Raw genomic sequence first — 18,264 nt, forward strand, 5'->3', positions numbered from 1 at the left:
AGTGCCCGTCGAGCGTGGTTCCGGGCGCTCTGGTGGCGCCCTCCGGGGCGCGGTGGCGCCCCGCGGGGGCCCCCCCCCGCGGGGGGGCCCGGGCTCGCTGCTGCGAGCCGGGCCCCATCGGCGTGTCCGTCCGGGTGCCTGTCGGCGTGTCCGGGTCCTCTAGGAGACGATGAAGGCCGCCAGCTTCGCCACTCCGTCGATGATCTGGGCCTGCGTCAACGAGCTGATCGAGAGGCGCAGCAGCCGCTCGCCGCCGCCCGCCGGGTAGAACGGCGCCATCGGCGTCCACAGCACCCCGTAGTCGCGCGCGCAGCGCTCCATCGCCGCGTCGTCGGCGGCGAACGGCACGGTCAGCACGGCGAAGAAGCCGCCGTCCGGCCGGTTCCAGGAGACGCCCAGCCGGCGCCGCTCGGAGGCCGGGAAGTGCCGGTCCAGCTCCCGCAGCAGGGTGTCCATGCCGGCCGCGTAGTGGGCCGTGGCGCGGGTGTTGGCGGCGCGCAGGCGGCAGTCGTGCGCGAGCAGCATGCCGCCGATGACGGCCTGGCTGAGCGCGGGCGTGTTGACCGTCGTCATGCTCTTCAGCTTGGCCAGCTCGTCCGCGAGCAGGCCGCGCCGCCCGCCGGGCCCGGTGACCTCCTGGTCGGCGACGACGTAGCCGAGCCGGGCGCCGGGGAAGCAGGTCTTCGCGAAGGAGCCCAGGTGGACGACCCGGCCCCGGCGGTCGAGCGCCTTGAGGGTGGGCCGCAGGCCCGGCGTGCGGGCGAAGAAGCCGTACGGGTTGTCCTCGATGACGAGGAAGCCCTCCTCCTCGGCCACCTCCAGCAGCCGGGTGCGCGCGTCGACCGGCATGCTGGTGCCGGACGGGTTGGCGAAGTCCGGGACGACATAGAGGGCGCGCGGGCGGCGCCCCTCGGCGCGGACGGCCCGGGCGGCGGCGCGGACCGCCTCCGGGTCGGGGCCGCCGTCCGGGCCCTCGGGGACCGGCCGGGTGGTCAGGTCGAGCAGCCGGGCGGCGCCGGTGACGCCGACGTAGCAGGGCGAGCTGACCAGCAGGACGTCGTCCGGACCGGCGCACAGCGCGCGCAGGGTGAGCAGCATGCCCTCCTGGGCGCCGACGGTGAGCACCAGCGCCTCGGGGGCGACGGTCAGGCCCTCGTCGTTGGCGAGGGTGCGGGCGACCAGGTCGGCGATGATGCCCTTGGTGGGGCCGTACTGGAACAGCGCGGTGCGGACGGCGTCCCGGCCGAGGCCGCGGTCCGCGAGGTGGGCCAGGAAGCGGTCCAGGTGGGCCGGGACGTCCTCGGGCTCGAAGAAGCCCTCGTAGGGGCGGCCGGGGGCGAAGGAGACGGCGTCCGGGTAGCGGGTGGTCGCCTCGTTCAGGAAGGTCATCGCGTCCAGCAGCGGATCGGCGAGGGAGGCGTGCAGGTCGTCCAGTGCGAGCATCACCGCAGGGCCTCCCGGAGCCGCGCGGCGGCGTACGCCTGGGCCTCGGCGGCCGCGTCCAGGGTGCCGGTCATGGCGAAGAAGCCGTGCGGTACGCCCTCGAAGCGGCGCAGCTCCACCGGGACCCCGGCCGCGCGCAGCGCCTCGGCGTACTGCTCGCCCTCGTCGCGCAGCGGGTCGTACTCGGCGGTCAGGACGGTCGCGGGCGGCAGGCCGGCCAGGGTGGCGGCGCGCAGCGGGGAGGCGTACGGGCTCTCGCCGTCGGCCGGGTCGGCCAGGTAGTGGCCCCAGTACCAGTCGACCGAGCGGCGGTTGAAGAACGCCGGGTCGTCGTGCTCACGCAGCGAGGGGGTGTCGGCGCCGTGGTCGGTGTTGGGGTAGACGAGCAGCTGGTGGCGCAGGGCCGGGCCGCCGTCGGCGCGCAGCAGCAGGGTCAGGGCGGCGGTGAGGTTGCCGCCGGCGCTGTCGCCGCCGAGCGCGAGCCGGTCCGGGTCGATGCCGAACTCCGCGGCCCGGTCGACGAGCGCCAGGAGGGCGGCGCGGCAGTCGTGCAGGGCGGCGGGGAAGGGGTGTTCGGGGGCCGGGCGGTAGCCGACGGACACGGTGACGCAGCCGACGGTGTTGGTGAGCCGGCGGCAGACCGCGTCGCTGGTGTCGGGCGAGCCGAGGGTCCAGCCGCCGCCGAACAGGTAGAGCAGGGCGGGCAGTCGGCGGCCGGGCGGTTCGGGCCGGTAGAGCCGCAGGGCGAGTTCGCCGCCGGGGCCGGCGACGCGGTGTTCCTCGACGGCGGCGACCGGCTCGGGGGTGCCGGCCGCGGCGCGGATGTCGGCCAGGTCGGCGGCGCGGGCCTCGGCGAGGGTGAGGGTGTAGAGCGGCGGTGCGCCGCTGCTCGCGCGCCGGGCGCGCAGGGCCTCGGCCTGGGGGTGCAGGGGCATGGGTGGTCCCGTTCTGGAGCGGCGGGGTTCAACGGTCGGGCGTGGTGCGGCGGTACGTGGTGCGGTGGCACGTGGCACGCGGTGCGGCGGTGCCGGTGGTGCGTGGTCGGGCGGTCGGGGCGTCAGGCGCTCAGCGGTCGGCCTCGACGTACACGGTCTCGTCGGTGCGGAAGGCCGTGTCGAGGTCGGCGACGTCCGGGCGGACGCCCTGGCGGTAGGCGCAGTGGCGGATCTGCTCGGGCGCGAAGCCGGCCAGGGCGAGGACGTGCCGCAGCTCGTCCAGGTCGTAGATCCACTGGTGGCCGTAGTACCGGAAGATCTGGTTGACCAGGAACGCCGGGCGGTCCGGCATCGGCGGGCCGAAGCCGAGGGTGGTCAGCCGCCGTCTGTGCTTGGCGAGGAAGCCGTCGCCGGTGGCGTAGCCGGCCAGGTAGCGGGCGAGGTCGGGGGTGGTCACGCGCAGGACGCCGCCGGGGCGCAGCACCCGCCGGGCCTCGCGCAGCCAGCCGACCGCGACGGGCATGGTGACGTGCTCGATCAGGTGCTCGGCGTACACCCAGTCGACGCTGGCGTCGGCGAAGGGCAGCGGCTCGGAGATGTCGAGCTGGGTGAACCAGCGGTCGCCGTCGACCCGGTAGAGGGTGCCGGGCTCCGTGACGGCTCCGGGCTCCGTGACGGCTCCGGGGTCGGTGCCGCCACCGGATCCGGTGCCGGCGCCGGGACCGCGCAGGGCGGTGAGGTCGGTGCCGAGGCCTTCCGGGTGGGCGGTCCGGAACGCCGCGAACTCGATGCCGGTCAGGCCGAGTTCGCGGAAGTCCGCGTGGTCGCGGGGCAGTCCGCCGGGGCGTGCTTCGAGCGTGTCGCAGGTGGCGACCTGCGCGCTGAAGCCGTCCAGGCGGGTGGCCAGGTCGTCGGGGTCGTCCCAGTCCCAGCCGGGGAATCTCTCGGTCTGTGCGGTCATCTCGGGTTCTCTTTCTCGGAAGTACGTGCCGCGGGGGCCGCGCGGTTCACCCGCCGGCGCCGGGTGCGCCGGCCGGGCGGTTCAACCGGTGGCGCAGGGCCAGGGGGCGAGGGCCGTACGGTCCAGGTCGGCGAGCCGGGGACGGCCCAACAGGGCCATGGTGTGTTCGAGTTCGTCGCGCAGCAGGTCGAGCACCCGGTGCACCCCGGTCTCGCCGCCGGTGGCGAGGCCCCAGAACACCGGACGGCCGACCAGGACGGCCCGGGCGCCGAGGGCGAGGGCGACGGCGATGTCCGCGCCGGTGCGCACGCCGCCGTCGAGCAGCACCGGCAGTGCGGCCGGGACGGCCTCGACCACCTCGGGCAGCGCGTACAGGGCCGGTACCGCCCCGTCGAGTTGACGGCCGCCGTGGTTGGAGACCACGACGGCGTCGGCGCCGTGCTCGACGGCCAGTCGGGCGTCCTCGGCGGTGAGGATGCCCTTGAGGACCAGCGGGAGCCGGGTGCGTTCGCGCAGCCAGGCGAGGTCGGCCCAGGTCAGCGTGGGGTCGAACTGTTCGCGGGCGTGTTCGGCGATCCCGGAGGCGCCGTCGGTGGAGCGGTGGCTGGCGGACATCAGGGCCGGGTCCAGGTTGACGGCGCGGACGGCGGGCGGGATGGCGAAGCCGTTGCGCAGGTCGCGCAGCCGGCGGCCGATCCTGGGGGCGTCCACGGTCAGGACGAGGGCGCGGAAGCCGGCCGCCTCGGCGCGTTCCACCAGGGCGGCGAGGGCGGCGCGTTGGCGCAGCCAGTAGAGCTGGAGCCAGAGGGGGCCGGCGGAGGCCTCGGCGATCTCCTCCAGGGTGCGGCTGGCGAACATCCCGGCGACCAGCAGGGCGCCGGCCCGGCCGGCCGCGCGCGCGGTGGCGGTCTCGCCCTCCGGGTCGACCAGCCGGTGGTAGGCCATCGGGGCGATGCCGAGCGGGAGGCCGAGCGGTGCACCGAGCAGGGTCAGCGCCGGATCGCAGGCGGATACGTCGACCAGGGTGCGCGGGCGCAACGCATAGCGTCCGAACATCTCCCGGTTCGCCGCCATGGTGCGTTCGGCACCGCTGCCGCCTTCGATGAAATCCCAGATTTCCGGGGAAAGTTGTGCGCGTGCCGCGCGCTCGATCCCGGCCAGCGTGAGGGCTCCCACGGGCATTCCTCGTTCCCGGACGGCCACGCGCGGGCCAGTCCCGGTTCGGCAGCGTAGGAGCAATGACCACATTGGTATAGACCTTGATTTGACCAAACGTCTGTGCCATGGTCTGGCAACGGAATTGACCGTTTTGGTTGAGAACGGCGTTCATGTCAAATCCCTTCACTTGTGTGGAGCCGCGTTGACCGGCTTTTCCCTCCCCTCACTTCCGCCTTCCGCACCGCCGCACTCCGACGCCCCGGACGCCTGGGTCGACCGGCTGCTGCTGGCCGGGCCCGGGGGCGAGGAGTGCCTCCACCTCGGCACGCCGATCGACCGGGACGCCCTGCGCGCCCTGGTCGAGGAGCAGTCCGTACGACTGGCGGCCGCCGGGCTCGGCCCCGGCGGGACGGCCGCACTGCGGCTGCCGCCCTCGGTGGCGTTCGTCGCCGTGCTGCTGGCATGCTGGCGGCTCGGCGCCCAAGTCACCCTGCTCGACCACCGGTTGACCGACCATGAGGTCGACGCGGCGGTGGCGCGGCTCGCCCCGCAGGTGCTGGTAGGCTCCGCCCATCGGCCCGCGGCGGCACTGCGCGGATTCTCCGAGGTGGATCCGGTGGCCGTCCCGCTCGCGGACGGGCGACCGGCCCGCAGCGGACACGCGCTGATCCAGCTCAGCTCCGGATCCACCGGTCCGGCCAAGGTCATCGCCCGAACCGCGACCGACCTGCTGCGCGAACTCGACTGCTACCACAGGCTGGTGGAGTTCCCGGGCGAGGGCGAGCGGGTCGTGCTGCTGTCCTCCGTGGTGCACGTGCTCGGACTGGTCGGCGGGCTGCTCAACGGCCTGTACTCCCGTGCCGCGCTCACCGTGCCGGAGCGGATGACGGCGGCGGGCATCCTCGCCGCGGTCGCCGGCTCCGACCGGCCGACCACGGTCGTCGGGGTGCCGTTCCACGCCGAGCTGCTGGCGGGGACGGTCGCTCCCCCGCCGCTGCCACGACTGCGACGGATGATCGTCGCGGGCGAACTGGTCCGCCCGGGCCTGCCCGCGCTGTTCACCGAACGGTACGGCGTCCCGCTCGGCACCATGTACGGCATGACCGAGACCGGGGTCATCGCCACCGACCTCGACGGCACCCTCCACCCGGCCAAGCGCCCCGTCCACGGGATGCGGATGCGCCTGGTGAAGGGCGAGCTGCAACTCGGCTCGGCGTCCTCCCCGTACCCCGGGCTGGACGACCCGAGCCGCTGGTCGGACGGCTGGCTGCACACCCGCGACGCGGCCGAGCTGGTCGCGGCCACCCCGGACGCCACCGGGCAGGGCGCCACCGGCCCGGACGCCACCGGGCAGGACGGCAGCGAGTCCGACGGCACCGTCGGCCTGGTCACCGTGCTCGGCCGGCTGGACTCCCAGGTCTCGATCGGCGGTCTGAAGGTCGACCTCACCGAGGTCGAGCAGACCCTCACCACGCTTCCCGAGGTCCGCGAGGCCGTGGTCGTCTTCGACGGCGGCGCGATCGAGGCCTACCTGGCCACCGAACCCGACGCCGACCTCGCCCTCCTCCAGGCCGGGCTGACCCGCCGCCTCGCCGCCTACAAGCGGCCCCGCAGGCTCGCCCTGCTCCCCGTCCTCCCCCGCACCGCCACCGGAAAGCTGCTGCGCGACCCGGCCGCCCTGCGCGACTCCGCCGCGGCCGCCACGGTCCCCGCACGCTGACCGCGCGCGCCGGACCGACTCCCCTCGCACCACATCGCGAACACCCCGACAAGGAGCCACCACCATGCACGACCGCATCCGCGTGTTCGTCCTCGCCGCCCTCACCGAGATGCAGTACGACGTCTCCGAGGTCACCGGCGACACCGACCTCGGCCCGGCCGGCCTGGACCTCGAATCGCTCGCGCTGGCCGACCTGTCGGTGCAGGTCGAGGACGAGTTCGGGATCAAGTTCGACCTGGACGAGATGGAGACCACCGCGCTGATGACGCTGGACGAGTTCACCGCGGACGTCGCCCGCCGGGTCGACGCCCTCGCCACCGCCTCCGGCAGCGCCGCGTGACCAGCGCCGCCCCCGGCCCCGGTTCCGCTCCTGGCCCCGAGGACCTGCCCGACCGGGCCGAGGTCCTGACGATGCTGGCGGCGTTCGGGCAGCGCGCCGTCGACACCGTTCCCGAGGAGCTCGGCTCACTCGAACTCACCTGGCTGGTCGCCGAGTTCGAGCAGCGCTACGGGCTTCAGCTGGACCTGGACGACGACAGCTTCGGCGCGGTGCGGACGGTCGACGACGCGACCGTGCTGCTGCGCGGCGCCGTCCTGGCCGAGCGCGCGGGCACCCGGCCGTGACCGCCACCGCCACGGGCGCCGGGCCGCCCGAACCGCCGGGCCCGCCCGGTCGGGTCGGTGCGGTGGTCACCGGTGTCGGCGTGCTCAGCGCCGCCGGGCGCGGGCTCGCCGCGCTCACCGAGGCCGCCGCGCACGGCAAGGCCGCGTTCGGCCCGGTCACCCGCTTCGACGTCAGCGCCCGCCGGACCACCCGGGCCGCCCTGCTGGCGGACTCCCTGCTCACCGACTCCCCGTCCACCGACTCCCTATCGGCCGACTCCCGGCCGGCCGACGCCCTTGTGACCGGAGCGGCACGTACCGCCGGGACGGTCCTCGACGCGATCGCCCAGGCCTGCCTCCAGGCCGGACTGACCGCCGCCGAGGGCGCCGCGCTGCCCGTCCTGCTGGCCCTGCACAGCGACGAGCGCACCCGCGCCGTCACCGACGCGGTGGCCTCCGGCGTCCGCGCGCGGCACGGCGCCCCGGGCGTGACCCGGGTGTACACCGGAGCCTGCGTGGCCGCCGCGACCGCCGTCGCCGACGCCGCCGCCCTGGTGGCCGCCGGACGGCACGAGCGGGTCCTGGTCGCGGCCGGGCACCTGGTCGGACCGGGCGTGTTCGCCGTCTTCGACGCCGGGCGCGCGCTCGCCCGCGACGGCGAGCTGCGCCCGTTCAGCGCCGGCCGCAGCGGCACACTGCTCGGCGACGCGGCCGCCGCCGTCGTGGTCGAGGCCGCCCCGGCCGCCGAGCGGCGCGGTGCGTCCGCGCTGGCCCGGCTGGCCGGCTGGGGCCGCTCCGGGGACGCCCACCACGTCTGCCGCCCCGAACCGGACGGCACCGGGGTGTCCCGGGCGATCGAGGCCGCACTGGCCCGCGCGGGCGTCGCGCCGGCCGAGGTCGGCTACGTCAACGCCAACGGCACCGGCTCCACCCTGTCCGACCACGCCGAGGCACGCGCCCTGCGGCGGGTGTTCGGCCCGCACACCGACCGCCTGCCGGTCAGCTCCAGCAAGTCCGTGCACGGCCACGCCCTGGAGGCCTCCGCGCTGCTCGAACTCGCCGTCACCATCGGCGCGTTGGGTACCGGTCTGCTCCCGGTCAACGCCGGCTGGCTCGGCCCCGACCCGGACCTCGGCCCGGACCTCGCCCTGGACCTCGTCCTGGACGGCCCGCGCGCCGCCCGCCCCGCCTACGCCCTCAGCCTCAACTCCGCCTTCGGCGGCGCCAACACCGCGCTGCTGCTGGCCCCTGGATGACACCGACACCACCATGAGCACCCCTGACGACGACACCCACGGCCTGCGGATCCTCGCCCGGGCCCGCCGCCCCGCCCCCGGCCTGGACGGACCGCCGCCACCGCTGCCCGGCTTCGCCGCCTCCGGCTTCAACCCGCTGGTCGCCGACACCGCCGACCGCTGCCTGCGCGAGCTCCACGGCGAGCCGCCCGCCCCCGGGCGGACCGCCCTGCTGCTGGCCAGCGCGAGCGGCGACCTCGCCACCGCGCGGGCCATCGAGCAGAGCGCCGAACCCGGCCGACGGACCGGACCGCTGCTGTTCTTCCAGTCCAACCCCAACGCCGTCCTCGGGCACATCGCCGCCCGCTGGGGCCTGACCGGCCCCGTCGTGGCGATCCGCCCCGCCGAGGCCGAACCCGGCCGCGTACCGGCGGACGCGTACGGACTCGCCGCACTGCTGCTCGCCGACGGCGACGCCGACCGCGTCCTGGTCATCGCCGCCGAGCAGACGCCCGACGGCGACCACGCGGCCGCCGTCCTGCTCGCGGGCCCCCCGGCCTGACGACCACCGGAAGCCGCCGACCGCGACGCACCCGACCGCGACGTACCCGACCGCGACGCACCCGCCGACCGAGCTGAACCCGCCGACCGCCCCCGGCCGTACCCATCACCGAGGCCCGGCGCCTGACGCAGCCGCACCCGGCACACCAGCCGCCTCCGCCCGCCTCCCACCCGACACCGCCACGCACTGCCACGCACCGCCACGCCGCAAGCCGCGCGGCCGACCGACCCCTGCCACCCGATCAGCCGCCCGGGCCGTCCACCGGCCCCGATGGAGGGATCCACCCCCGTGACCATCCGCAGTCTCCGCACCCTGCTCGCGGACGACCCCGACGTCGGCGCCGGCAACGTCCTGACCGCCCGGATCGCACTCGGGCTGGACGTCGACGAGCCGCTGCTCAGCTTCGACACCCCGGTGGACGACCACCCCGCCTGGCAGCCGCTCACCCTGCGCGAGCTGGACCGCGCCGTCCGGGCCCGCGCCGCCGCCCTGCACGCGCTCGGCGTCACCCGGCGCGACCCGGTCGTGGTCTACGCGAGCGACGCCGCCGACCACGTGCTCGCCTTCCTCGCCCTGGCCCGGCTCGGCGCCGTCCCCGCCCTGCTCAATCCCAACCTGGACGGTGAGCGCGCCGCGCGCTACATCGCCCGCCTGGGCGCGGTCGGCGTCCTCGCCGACCCGGCCCACCTGGCCGCCCTGGCCGGCCACGACCCCGGCGCGCCGCTGCTGCCCGAGATCGCCACCCTCGGCGCGGGCGACCCGGACGACGCGCCGGAGCCCTACCGGCACTGGTCCGGCGACCCGGTGGCGATCACCCACTCCTCCGGCACCACCGGGATGCCCAAGGCCGTCGTCCACTCCCACGCGAGCCTGTACGCGGCGATCCGCCACCGGCTGCGGCTGCCCCGCCCGCAGGGCCAGGACCGGATGCTCAGCGCCCTGCCCGCCCCGCACGCCGCGACCCTGATCGCGCTCAACCTCGCGCTCAGCTCGCACACCCGGCTCGCCTTCCTCTCCCGGCAGTCCGGCGACGGCGTGCTGGCGGCGATCGAGCAGTGGCAGCCCACCGGCGTGGTCGGCTTCGCCGCCACCTGGGCCGACCTCGCCCGCCACGACCTCGCCGCCCGGGACCTCGACTCCGTCGCCCTGTGGTGGAACACCGGCGACTGCGCGCACGAGGTGCACATCCGCCGCCTGATCGCCACCGGCAGCCGGGAGACCGTCACCCGCGCGGGCCGCTCCCGCGTCCCCGGCTCGCTGTTCGTGGACGGCCTCGGCTCCACCGAGATGGGCCACTCGCACTTCTTCATCACCCACGGCCCCGGCACCGAGCGCTACGGCCGCTGCGTCGGCCGCCCGCACGCCTTCGTCGACTGCGAGGTGGTCGGCCCGGACGGCGAGCCGCTCGGCCCCGGCGAGGTCGGCGAACTCGCCACCGCCTCCCCGACCCTGGCACTCGGCTACTGGAACGACTCGGCCACCACCTTCCGCACCCGGATCCGCGGCCGCTTCCTCACCGGGGACCTGATGTACCGGGACGAGGAGGGCTACTACTACCACGTCGACCGGGCCGTCGACTCGGTCGAACTCGGCGGCGGCGCAAGGCTGTTCACCGCGATGTCGGAGGAGCGGGTGCTGGCCGCCTGCCCGGACGTGCTGGACTGCACGGTGGTGGCCGTACGGGACGGCGAGCAGGTGGTCACCGACGTCCTGCTGCTCCTCACCGAGGGCGCCGACCAGGCCGCGGACCGTACCAAGGCGGTCGTCGCCGCGCTGGACGAGGCCGCCGCGGCGACCGTGCGACGGGTCCTGGTGGTCTCCCCCGAGGACATCCCGCTCGGCCCGACCGGCAAGGTCCGCAAGGTCCTGCTGCGCGAACGCCACCTCGCGGCGGTGGGCGCGTGAGCGAGCGAAGCGAGCGAAGCGGACGCGCGCGCCGCGGCGCCGTCGTCACCGGCATCGGCCTGGTCTCCCCGCTCGGCCGCAAGCCCGCCGAGGTGTTCGAGGCGCTGACCGCCGGACGCTCCGGCGTCCGCGCCGTCCCCGAGGACCACGCCGCGCACGGGTGGCTGCCCGCCGCCGGGATCGCCCCCGCCGTGGACGGCCGGGAGGTGCTGCCGCCGACCGAGACCCGCTGCGTGGACCGCTTCGTGCTGCTCGGCCTGGCCGCCGCCGACGACGCGCTGGCCGACGCCGGCCTGGTGGTCGGCCGGGACGCCGACCCGCACCGCACCGCCGTGGTGTTGGCGACCGGCGGCGGCGGGCTGGAGACCTTCGAGCAGCAGTCGCACCGCCGGCTGGACCGCGGGCGCCCGGGCGTCAGCCCGTACCTGCTGCCCGGCATGCTCTCCAACATGGCCGCCGCCCGGGTCGCCATCAAGCACGGCATCCGGGGCTACAGCTCCGCCGTCGTGACGGCCTGCGCGGCCGGCGCCCAGGCGATCGCCGAAGGGCTGCGGCTGATCCGGGCCGGCGACGCGGACGTGGTGGTGTGCGGCGGCACCGAGTCCTCGCTGCACCCCACCATCGCCGCCGCCTTCACCAACGCCCGTGCCCTAGCCCAGGGTTGGGACGAGCCCGAGCAGGCGAGCCGGCCCTTCGACAGCCGGCGCAACGGCTTCGTGCTGGGCGAGGGCAGCGCCGTCCTGGTCCTGGAGAGTGCCGAGCACGCCGAGGCGCGCGGCGCCGCCGGCTACGCCGAGGTCCTCGGCTGGGGCGCCTCCACCGACGCCCACCACCCGACCATGCCCCGGCCCGACGGCACCGGCGCCGCCGACGCGATGCGCTCCGCGCTCGCCAACGCGGGCCTGGCCCCGGCCGACATCGACTACGTGAACGCCCACGGCACCGGCACCAAGCTCGGCGACGTGGCGGAGACCGCGGCCCTGCGCGCCGTGTTCGGCGCGCACCCGCCCGCGGTCAGCTCCACCAAGGGCGCCACCGGCCACCTCCTGGGCGCCGCGGGCGCGTTGGAGGCCGCCGTGACCGCCCTGGCGGTGGCGAGGGGGACGCTGCCGCCCACGCTCAACCTGACCGACCCCGACCCGGCCTGCGACCTGGACCACGTCCGCGGCACCGCCCGGTCCACCCCGGTGCGCGCCGCGCTGAGCAACGCCTTCGCCTTCGGCGGCCACAACCTGAGCCTCATCCTCGGCCCGGCCGGCACCCGGGCCACCAGGTAGCCGTCCGTCCGAGGCCCTCACCGTCCGCCCGGAGCCCCGACCGGCCACCGAAGCCCGACCTGCGGCCCCGGACCAGCGGACACTCCCAGCAGCGCGCCGATCCACGACCTGCCATCCCTCCCGGGGGGAGATCCCGATGTCCATCCAGACCATCACCCACACCGAGCTCCACTGCGCCGACGCCGACAAGACCGCGGCCGGACTCTGCGCCGACTACGGCTTCACCGCCGCCGAACCGGCCACCGCGCCCGACGGCAGCCGCACCATCGAGCTGCGCCAGGGCACCATCCGGCTGCACCTGGCCTCCGCCGCCGACCCCGAGCACCCCGTCGCCGACTACGTCGCCCGGCACGGGGACGGCGTCGCCGTCCTCGCCCTCGGCTGCACCGACCCGCAGGCCGCGCTGGAGCGGGCCGAGCGGCACGGCGCCCGGGTACTGGACCGCGACGGCGCCCTGGTCGCCGGCTTCGGCGACACCGCGCTGCGCTTCGTCCCGCTGCGCACCGCCGAGCCCGTCCCGGAGCCGCGCCTGCTCGACCACCTCGACCACGTCGCGATCTGCCTTCCGGCCGGCGGACTCGCCACCTCTGTACGGTTCTGCGAGGCCGCGCTGGGCTTCCACACCATCTTCGAGGAGTACATCGAGGTCGGTGAGCAGGCCATGGACTCCAAGGTGGTGCAGAGCCCGTCCGGCGGGGTCACCTTCACCCTGATCGAGCCCGACACCAGCCGCCGGCCCGGCCAGATCGACGACTTCCTCACCGCCCACGGCGGCGCCGGCGTGCAGCACCTCGCCTTCAGCACCGGCGACATCGCCACCGCCGTCCGGACCATCCGGGCCCGCGGCGTGGAGTTCCTGACCACCCCGGGCGCCTACTTCGACGTCCTGGCCGAGCGCTTCGGCGAGACGGCCATCCCGGTGGAGGTCCTGCGCGACCTGAACGTCCTGGTCGACCAGGACCACGGCGGCCAGCTGTTCCAGATCTTCGCCCGCTCGACCCACCCCCGGCGCACCTACTTCCTCGAACTGATCGAGCGCCAGGGCGCCGGGACCTTCGGCACCGCGAACATCAAGGCGCTGTACGAGGCCATCAAGCGGCACAGCTCCGCCGCCTCCCTCTGACCACCCCCGCACATCCGAAGGAGGCCCGCGCCATGACCACGACCGCCGAGTTCCGGCTCACCGAGGCCGAGCACGACCTGCTGCCCACCCCCGACGAGGTGGCCCACTACCGCGAGCACGGCTGGTACCTGTCCCGCCGGCTGTTCAGTGACGAGGAGCTGGACACCCTCCAGGCCGCCACCGAGCTGTACTACGCCGGCCGCCGGGACCGCGAACTGCCCGTCCGGCCGCCCCGGTTGGCCGCCTGGCAGCCCTCGGACGGACCCGTCCAGCGGCACAACGACTACGTCCACCACGAGAGCGACGCGATCGGCGCGATCCTGCGCAAGCCGCTGGTCGGCGCGGTGGCCGCGCTGCTGGCCGGCACCGAGGAGATCCGGATCTTCCAGTCGACCCTGATCTACAAGCCGCCGGTGCCCGGCGAGCCCAGCAACCAGGTGCCGTGGCACTTCGACAAGCACTACTGGCAGACCACCTCCTCGAACGAGATGCTCACCGCGTTCATCCCGTTCCACGACTGCCGCGAGGAGAACGGCACCATCACCATGGTCGACGGCAGCCACCGCTGGCAGGAACTGCCCTCCGGCGAGGACTCCACCCGGCACTTCGCCGACCGCGACCGCTCCGAACTGGACGCCATCCTGGACGCCAACGCGGCCCACAACGGGCAGCGGGTGACCAAAGTGCCGATGCTGATCCCGCGCGGCCACATGTCCTTCCACCACTGCCGCACCTACCACGGCAGCGGGCCCAACCTGGCCTCCTTCCCGCGCCGCGCCGTCTCGCTGCACCTCCAGGACGGCGCCAACGAGTATCGCCGACACGACAAGGCGGACGGCAGCCCGGTGGTGTACAACCACGACGTGCTGGTGCGCCGCACCACCGACGGCCGACCGGACTACGCCGACCCGGAGTTCTGCCCCGCGGTCTGGCGGGGACGGCCGTGACGGCTCCGCCGCGCCCGGCGGCCGGCGGCGGGGCGGGTGTGCCCGGTGACACGGGCACGCCCACCCCGCCGGGAACACCCGCACCGCTGGGCACGGCCGCCGAGCGCTACCGGATGCTGCGGCTGATCCGCGGCTTCGAGGAGCTCGCGCTCGCCCTGGTGAAGGCCGGCGCGATCCCCGGCGGCATCCACCCGTACATCGGGCAGGAGGCCGTCGCGGTCGGCGTCTGCTCGGCGCTGCTCCCGGCCGACCGGCTCACCAGCACCCACCGCGGCCACGGCCACGTGCTCGCCCGGGGCGTCGCACCGCACCGGCTGCTGGCCGAACTGCTCGGCCGGGTCGACGGGTTGAACGGCGGGCGGGGCGGCTCCATGCACGCCGCCGACCTCTCGCTGGGCATCCTCGGCGCCAACGGCATGGTCGGCGCCGGCGCCCCGATCGCGGTCGGCGCCGCCTGGGCGGCCCAGCAGGAACAGGCCGGGCAGGAACAGGCCGGGCATTCGTCGGCCGGACCGTCCCCGGTCGCGGTGGCCTTCTTCGGCGACGGCGCGCTCAACCAGGGCGTCCTGCTGGAGTCGCTCAACCTCGCCGCGATGTGGCGCCTGCCGGTGCTGTTCGTCTGCGAGAACAACGGCTACGCCACCACCCTGCCCGCCGCGACCGCCGTCGCGGGCAGCGCCACCGGGCGGGCCGCCGCCTTCGGCATCCCCGCCGAGGAGGTGGACGGCATGGACACCGAGGCCGTCCGCGCCGCCGCCCTGCGCGCGGTCGAGCGGGCCCGCGAGGGCGGCGGGCCCGGCTTCCTGGAGTGCCGCACCTACCGCTACGAGGGCCACCACACCATGGAACGCCGGATGAAGCTGCGCTACCGCACCCCCGAGGAGGTGGAGGCCTGGCGCGAGCGCGACCCGCTCTCCCGCGCCGCCGCCCTGCTCGCCCCCGGGGCGGCCGCCGCACTGGACCTCTCGGTCGCCGAACAGCTCAGCGCCGCCGAGGACTTCGCGCTCGCCTCCGAACACCCGGACCCGGCGGGCGCGTTGGACCACCTGTACGCGGACGGGCTCCGGCCCCGGGCGGGAGTGACACCGTGACCAGGCTCTCGTACACCAAGGCGCTCAACCGGGCGCTGGCCGACGAACTCGCCGCCGACCCGGCGGTGTGCGTCTTCGGCGAGGACATCGGCGCCGGGATGGCCGGGCCCACGCTCGGCCTGCTGGACCGCTTCGGCCCGGGGCGGATCGTCGACACCCCACTGTCCGAGCAGGCCTTCACCTCGATGGCGGTCGGCGCCGCGCTGGCCGGCCGGCGTCCGGTGCTGGAGTTCCAGATCCCCTCGCTGCTGTTCCTGGTGTTCGAGCAACTCGTCAACCAGGCCCATAAGTTCTCGCTGATGACCGGCGGACAGGCTACCGTGCCGCTGACCTGCCTGGTGCCCGGCTCGGGCTCCCGGGACGGCTGGGCCGGACAGCACTCCGACCACCCGTACAGCCTGTTCGCGCACGCCGGGATGAAGACCGTGGTGCCCGCCACCCCGACCGACGCGTACGGGCTGCTGCGCTCGGCGATCCGGGACCCGGACCCGGTCGTGGTGTTCGCGCCGGCCGCCGCCATGCCGGTGCGCGAGACCGTCACCTGGGACCTCGTCCCGGTCCCGCTCGGCCGGGCCCGGATCCACCGCCCGGGCACCGACGTCACCGTGGTCGCGGTCGGGCACCTGGTGCACGACGCGCTCGCCGTGGCCGAGGAGGTCGCGGCGGACATCTCGGTCGAGGTGTTCGACCCGCGCACCGTCCACCCCTTCGACTGGGAGGCGCTCGCCGCCTCGCTGGAGCGCACCGGCCGGCTGGTCGTCGTGGACGACTCCAACCGCAGCTGCGGCTTCGGCGCGGAGGTGCTCGCCACCGCCGCCGAGGAACTGCGGCTGATCGCCCCGCCGCGCCGGATCACCCGGCCCGACGGCGCCGTCCTGCCCTTCGCCCCGGCCCTCGACCGGGCCGTCCAGCCGAACCGCGAGCAGCTGCGGAACGCGCTGTACGGCGTCATGAAGCAGTCCTGAAGCACCCCCTGAAGAACCGCTGAGGAAACCCCCCGGCGCACGCACCGCCGAAACGCCCCTGACCGAGAAGGAGCCCGCATGTCCACCAACCGCTACCACTGGGACCGTTCGCACCCCGGCCTGACCAGCCTGCAGCAGGCCATCGACCCGCTGCGCCGCGAGGTCGTCGGCCACTCCGTCTACCACCGGCTCACCAGCATCGAGCGGGTCCGCACCTTCCTGGACAGCCACGTCTTCGCCGTCTGGGACTTCATGTCGCTGCTGAAGAGCCTCCAGCGCGACCTGACCTGCGTCGAGGTCCCGTGGGTCCCCAAGGGCCCGACCGCCAGCCGCCGGCTGATCAACGACATCGTGCTGGTCGAGGAGAGCGACGAGCTCGGCGAGGGCTACACCAGCCACTTCGAGCTGTACCTGGAGGGCATGCGCCAGGCCGGCGCCGACGCCCGCCCGGTGGAGGCGTTCCTGGCCCTCCTGGGCACCGGCACGGCCGTGCCGGAGGCCCTGAAGGATGCCGACGTCCCGCAGGCCGCCGTCGACTTCACCGGCACGACCTGGTCGATCATCGAGAACGCCCCGGTGCACTGCCGGGCCGCCGCCTTCGCCTTCGGCCGCGAGGACCTGATCCCGGACATGTTCACCCAGGTGATCGCGATCGACGACCCGGACGGCGTCCTCACCGTCTTCAAGGACTACCTGGCCCGGCACATCGAGGTCGACGGCGAGCAGCACACCCCGATGGCGATGCAGATGCTGATCGACCTGTGCGGCGACGACCAGGCCAAGTGGGACTCCTGCGCCGAGACCGTCCGCACCGCGCTCCAGGCCCGCGTCGCGCTGTGGACCGCCATCGAGCGGTCCTTCGAGACCGCCCCCCTCCAGGCCGCCGCGCAGGGCTGACACGCCCGGCAGGGCCGACCGGGCCGGGCCCTCCCGTACGGGCCCTGCCGGTCAGACCACCTTCGGCAGGACGGCCGACGACGCGGGCAGCGCGTCGGCCGCCGCCCGGTACCGGTGCAGCGCCGCCCGGCCCTCCGTCCCGCGGACCCGGGCGGCGAGCCGGGCGGGCAGCACCACGGTGGTCAGGTACCCCTCGCCCCGGAACCCCTCGACCGACCAACTGACCCACGGAAGCGGATAGTTCGCGGCCGGGCTGAAGAACACCGGGTGCTGCCCCTGGAAGCTGACCCGGTACGCGCCGAAGCGGCTCCAGTTGGAGAAGCTGAACCGGCGCGCCTGCGGCTCGAAGCCCAGCGGCACGCACTCGCGCAGCCGCGAGCGGCCGAGCGCGGCCAGGAAGCCCAGGTTGGAGCGGAGGTTGAGGTGCGCGGTCGGGAACTCCTCGACCGCCACCCGCAGCGCGCCCGCCAGCGCCGCCGGCCCGTCCTTGGGCCGGTGCGGCACGTGGACCTCGCTCAGCAGGTTGCCCACCAGCGCGGGCGGGAGGCCCAGCCAGCGGCGCGCGTTGACCGGGACGGTGAGCATCCGATCGGCGTCGTCCCCGTCCAACTCCCGCAAGGTGGAGAGCAGATGGGCGCAGAGCACGTCCCCGGAGGAGAGCCTCCGCCCGGCCGCCGCCCCGAACTCCTCCCGCATCCGGGAGACTTCGGCATCGGTGAAGGCGATCTGGACGGTCCGGTTGGCCCTCGGCCCGGCCGCCACCTCGCGGGCCAGCTGCTCCGCCTCGTCCGCCGAGGGCACCCGGAAGCCGGGCCGCCCGCAGTCCTCGACCGGGAGCACCCCGTCCAGCAACACGTCCTGGTCGTCGACGAGTTCGGCCTCCGGCAGCGGCTCGCCCTCGACCGCCGCCGACCAGATCCGGAGCAGCAGCATGAAGCTGTGCAGATCACCGATCGCGTGGTGCCAGGAGCAGCCGAGCACCGTCCCGCCGTCGGCGGTGCGGGTGACCCGGACGGTGAACAGCGGGGCGCCGCCGGTCCGCGCGGCCAGGGCGTCCACCCGGTCGACCAGGTCGGAGCCGGCCGCCGTCACCCGGCCCATCGCCTCGACCAGCGTGCCGTCCACGGTGTAGACGTCGAGCGGGACGCCGGAGTCGTCGCAGACCGCCTCCAGGACGCCGTCGACGGTACGGAGCCGCCCGGCGAAGACCGGCACCCGCTCCAGGGCGCGGGCCAGACCGGCGGCGATCCGGTCGTCGTCCAGCGGCCGCTCGAAGCAGAGGACGACCGAGACCGCAAGGTCGGCGAGCATGGTGTCCATCAGGCCGCAGCGCAGCACCCGTCCGGTCGGGTGGCCGGCTCGGACGGTCCGGGATCGGCGCAACTGGGGCCAGATGCTCATGGGTTCCGTTCCGAAGCACTCGATGACGACCGGCGGCGCTC

17 protein-coding genes are annotated in these 18,264 nt (G+C 75.2%); 12 read left to right on the forward strand and 5 right to left on the reverse strand.

Features of this window, described 5'->3' with window-relative positions:
- Positions 1 to 159: 159 nt before the first annotated feature.
- The 4 genes from ACFQ6N_RS26610 to ACFQ6N_RS26625 form a co-directional block, all read right to left on the reverse strand.
- On the reverse strand, positions 160 to 1,443 hold the full coding sequence (locus ACFQ6N_RS26610; protein ID WP_380654078.1) for a PLP-dependent aminotransferase family protein: 1,284 nt from the start codon (positions 1,441 to 1,443) through the stop codon (positions 160 to 162).
- Complete coding sequence (locus ACFQ6N_RS26615) at positions 1,443 to 2,378, reverse strand: alpha/beta hydrolase (protein WP_380653918.1); 936 nt, start codon at positions 2,376 to 2,378, stop codon at positions 1,443 to 1,445. The genes ACFQ6N_RS26610 and ACFQ6N_RS26615 overlap by 1 nt, the downstream gene beginning before the upstream one ends.
- Before the next feature lie 130 nt (positions 2,379 to 2,508).
- Positions 2,509 to 3,339 (reverse strand): class I SAM-dependent methyltransferase, encoded by an 831-nt coding sequence (locus ACFQ6N_RS26620; RefSeq protein ID WP_380653921.1) that lies wholly within the window; start codon positions 3,337 to 3,339, stop codon positions 2,509 to 2,511.
- A gap of 81 nt (positions 3,340 to 3,420) precedes the next feature.
- Complete coding sequence (locus tag ACFQ6N_RS26625) at positions 3,421 to 4,521, reverse strand: alpha-hydroxy acid oxidase (protein WP_380653924.1); 1,101 nt, start codon at positions 4,519 to 4,521, stop codon at positions 3,421 to 3,423.
- Positions 4,522 to 4,699: 178 nt separating this feature from the next.
- On the opposite strand from ACFQ6N_RS26625, the gene ACFQ6N_RS26630 reads away from it, so the two are divergent.
- From ACFQ6N_RS26630 to ACFQ6N_RS26685, 12 genes are all read left to right on the forward strand, one after another.
- Complete coding sequence (locus ACFQ6N_RS26630) at positions 4,700 to 6,217, forward strand: class I adenylate-forming enzyme family protein (RefSeq protein ID WP_380653927.1); 1,518 nt, start codon at positions 4,700 to 4,702, stop codon at positions 6,215 to 6,217.
- A gap of 64 nt (positions 6,218 to 6,281) precedes the next feature.
- Positions 6,282 to 6,557, forward strand: a complete 276-nt coding sequence (locus ACFQ6N_RS26635) for a phosphopantetheine-binding protein (protein WP_380653930.1) — start codon at positions 6,282 to 6,284, stop codon at positions 6,555 to 6,557.
- Positions 6,554 to 6,841 (forward strand): acyl carrier protein, encoded by a 288-nt coding sequence (locus ACFQ6N_RS26640; protein ID WP_380653933.1) that lies wholly within the window; start codon positions 6,554 to 6,556, stop codon positions 6,839 to 6,841. The genes ACFQ6N_RS26635 and ACFQ6N_RS26640 overlap by 4 nt, the downstream gene beginning before the upstream one ends.
- Positions 6,838 to 8,076 (forward strand): beta-ketoacyl synthase N-terminal-like domain-containing protein, encoded by a 1,239-nt coding sequence (locus ACFQ6N_RS26645; protein WP_380653936.1) that lies wholly within the window; start codon positions 6,838 to 6,840, stop codon positions 8,074 to 8,076. Before ACFQ6N_RS26640 ends, ACFQ6N_RS26645 begins: the two co-directional genes overlap by 4 nt.
- A 13-nt stretch (positions 8,077 to 8,089) precedes the next feature.
- Complete coding sequence (locus ACFQ6N_RS26650) at positions 8,090 to 8,617, forward strand: hypothetical protein (protein ID WP_380653939.1); 528 nt, start codon at positions 8,090 to 8,092, stop codon at positions 8,615 to 8,617.
- A 288-nt stretch (positions 8,618 to 8,905) separates the two neighbouring features.
- Positions 8,906 to 10,522 (forward strand): class I adenylate-forming enzyme family protein, encoded by a 1,617-nt coding sequence (locus tag ACFQ6N_RS26655; protein WP_380653941.1) that lies wholly within the window; start codon positions 8,906 to 8,908, stop codon positions 10,520 to 10,522.
- Positions 10,519 to 11,799, forward strand: a complete 1,281-nt coding sequence (locus ACFQ6N_RS26660) for a beta-ketoacyl-[acyl-carrier-protein] synthase family protein (protein WP_380653944.1) — start codon at positions 10,519 to 10,521, stop codon at positions 11,797 to 11,799. The genes ACFQ6N_RS26655 and ACFQ6N_RS26660 overlap by 4 nt, the downstream gene beginning before the upstream one ends.
- A 136-nt stretch (positions 11,800 to 11,935) precedes the next feature.
- A complete protein-coding gene (hppD, locus tag ACFQ6N_RS26665) occupies positions 11,936 to 12,922 on the forward strand; it encodes a 4-hydroxyphenylpyruvate dioxygenase (RefSeq protein WP_380653947.1) in 987 nt (328 codons plus the stop codon).
- Positions 12,923 to 12,954: 32 nt separating this feature from the next.
- Positions 12,955 to 13,869 carry a phytanoyl-CoA dioxygenase family protein gene (locus tag ACFQ6N_RS26670; RefSeq protein WP_380653950.1) on the forward strand — a complete coding sequence of 305 codons (915 nt, stop codon included), beginning with the start codon at positions 12,955 to 12,957 and terminating at the stop codon, positions 13,867 to 13,869.
- A 38-nt stretch (positions 13,870 to 13,907) separates the two neighbouring features.
- Positions 13,908 to 14,960: a thiamine pyrophosphate-dependent dehydrogenase E1 component subunit alpha gene (locus ACFQ6N_RS26675; protein WP_380653953.1), complete on the forward strand. Its 1,053-nt coding sequence runs from the start codon at positions 13,908 to 13,910 to the stop codon at positions 14,958 to 14,960.
- A complete protein-coding gene (locus tag ACFQ6N_RS26680; RefSeq protein WP_380653956.1) occupies positions 14,957 to 15,925 on the forward strand; it encodes an alpha-ketoacid dehydrogenase subunit beta in 969 nt (322 codons plus the stop codon). The genes ACFQ6N_RS26675 and ACFQ6N_RS26680 overlap by 4 nt, the downstream gene beginning before the upstream one ends.
- A gap of 78 nt (positions 15,926 to 16,003) precedes the next feature.
- Entirely contained in the window at positions 16,004 to 16,822 is an 819-nt protein-coding gene (locus ACFQ6N_RS26685; protein WP_380653959.1) for a DUF3050 domain-containing protein, read from the forward strand.
- Positions 16,823 to 16,873: 51 nt separating this feature from the next.
- Here the strand turns inward: ACFQ6N_RS26685 and ACFQ6N_RS26690 are convergent, their stop codons facing one another.
- On the reverse strand, positions 16,874 to 18,223 hold the full coding sequence (locus tag ACFQ6N_RS26690) for an acyltransferase (protein ID WP_380653961.1): 1,350 nt from the start codon (positions 18,221 to 18,223) through the stop codon (positions 16,874 to 16,876).
- Between the last annotated feature and the right edge of the window lie 41 nt (positions 18,224 to 18,264).

Origin of the sequence: Kitasatospora sp. NPDC056446 (genome assembly GCF_042796115.1) — a bacterium.
Taxonomy (GTDB): domain Bacteria; phylum Actinomycetota; class Actinomycetes; order Streptomycetales; family Streptomycetaceae; genus Kitasatospora.

Excerpts from the sequence above, each read along its gene's own strand:
- ACFQ6N_RS26610 (WP_380654078.1), bottom strand. The coding sequence starts at position 1,443 with ATGCTCGCACTGGACGACCTGCACGCCTCCCTCGCCGATCCGCTGCTG.
- ACFQ6N_RS26615 (WP_380653918.1), bottom strand. The coding sequence starts at position 2,378 with ATGCCCCTGCACCCCCAGGCCGAGGCCCTGCGCGCCCGGCGCGCGAGC.
- ACFQ6N_RS26620 (WP_380653921.1), bottom strand. The coding sequence starts at position 3,339 with ATGACCGCACAGACCGAGAGATTCCCCGGCTGGGACTGGGACGACCCC.
- ACFQ6N_RS26625 (WP_380653924.1), bottom strand. The coding sequence starts at position 4,521 with ATGCCCGTGGGAGCCCTCACGCTGGCCGGGATCGAGCGCGCGGCACGC.
- ACFQ6N_RS26635 (WP_380653930.1), top strand. The coding sequence starts at position 6,282 with ATGCACGACCGCATCCGCGTGTTCGTCCTCGCCGCCCTCACCGAGATG.
- ACFQ6N_RS26650 (WP_380653939.1), top strand. The coding sequence starts at position 8,090 with ATGAGCACCCCTGACGACGACACCCACGGCCTGCGGATCCTCGCCCGG.
- hppD (WP_380653947.1), top strand. The coding sequence starts at position 11,936 with ATGTCCATCCAGACCATCACCCACACCGAGCTCCACTGCGCCGACGCC.
- ACFQ6N_RS26670 (WP_380653950.1), top strand. The coding sequence starts at position 12,955 with ATGACCACGACCGCCGAGTTCCGGCTCACCGAGGCCGAGCACGACCTG.
- ACFQ6N_RS26685 (WP_380653959.1), top strand. The coding sequence starts at position 16,004 with ATGTCCACCAACCGCTACCACTGGGACCGTTCGCACCCCGGCCTGACC.
- ACFQ6N_RS26690 (WP_380653961.1), bottom strand. The coding sequence starts at position 18,223 with ATGAGCATCTGGCCCCAGTTGCGCCGATCCCGGACCGTCCGAGCCGGC.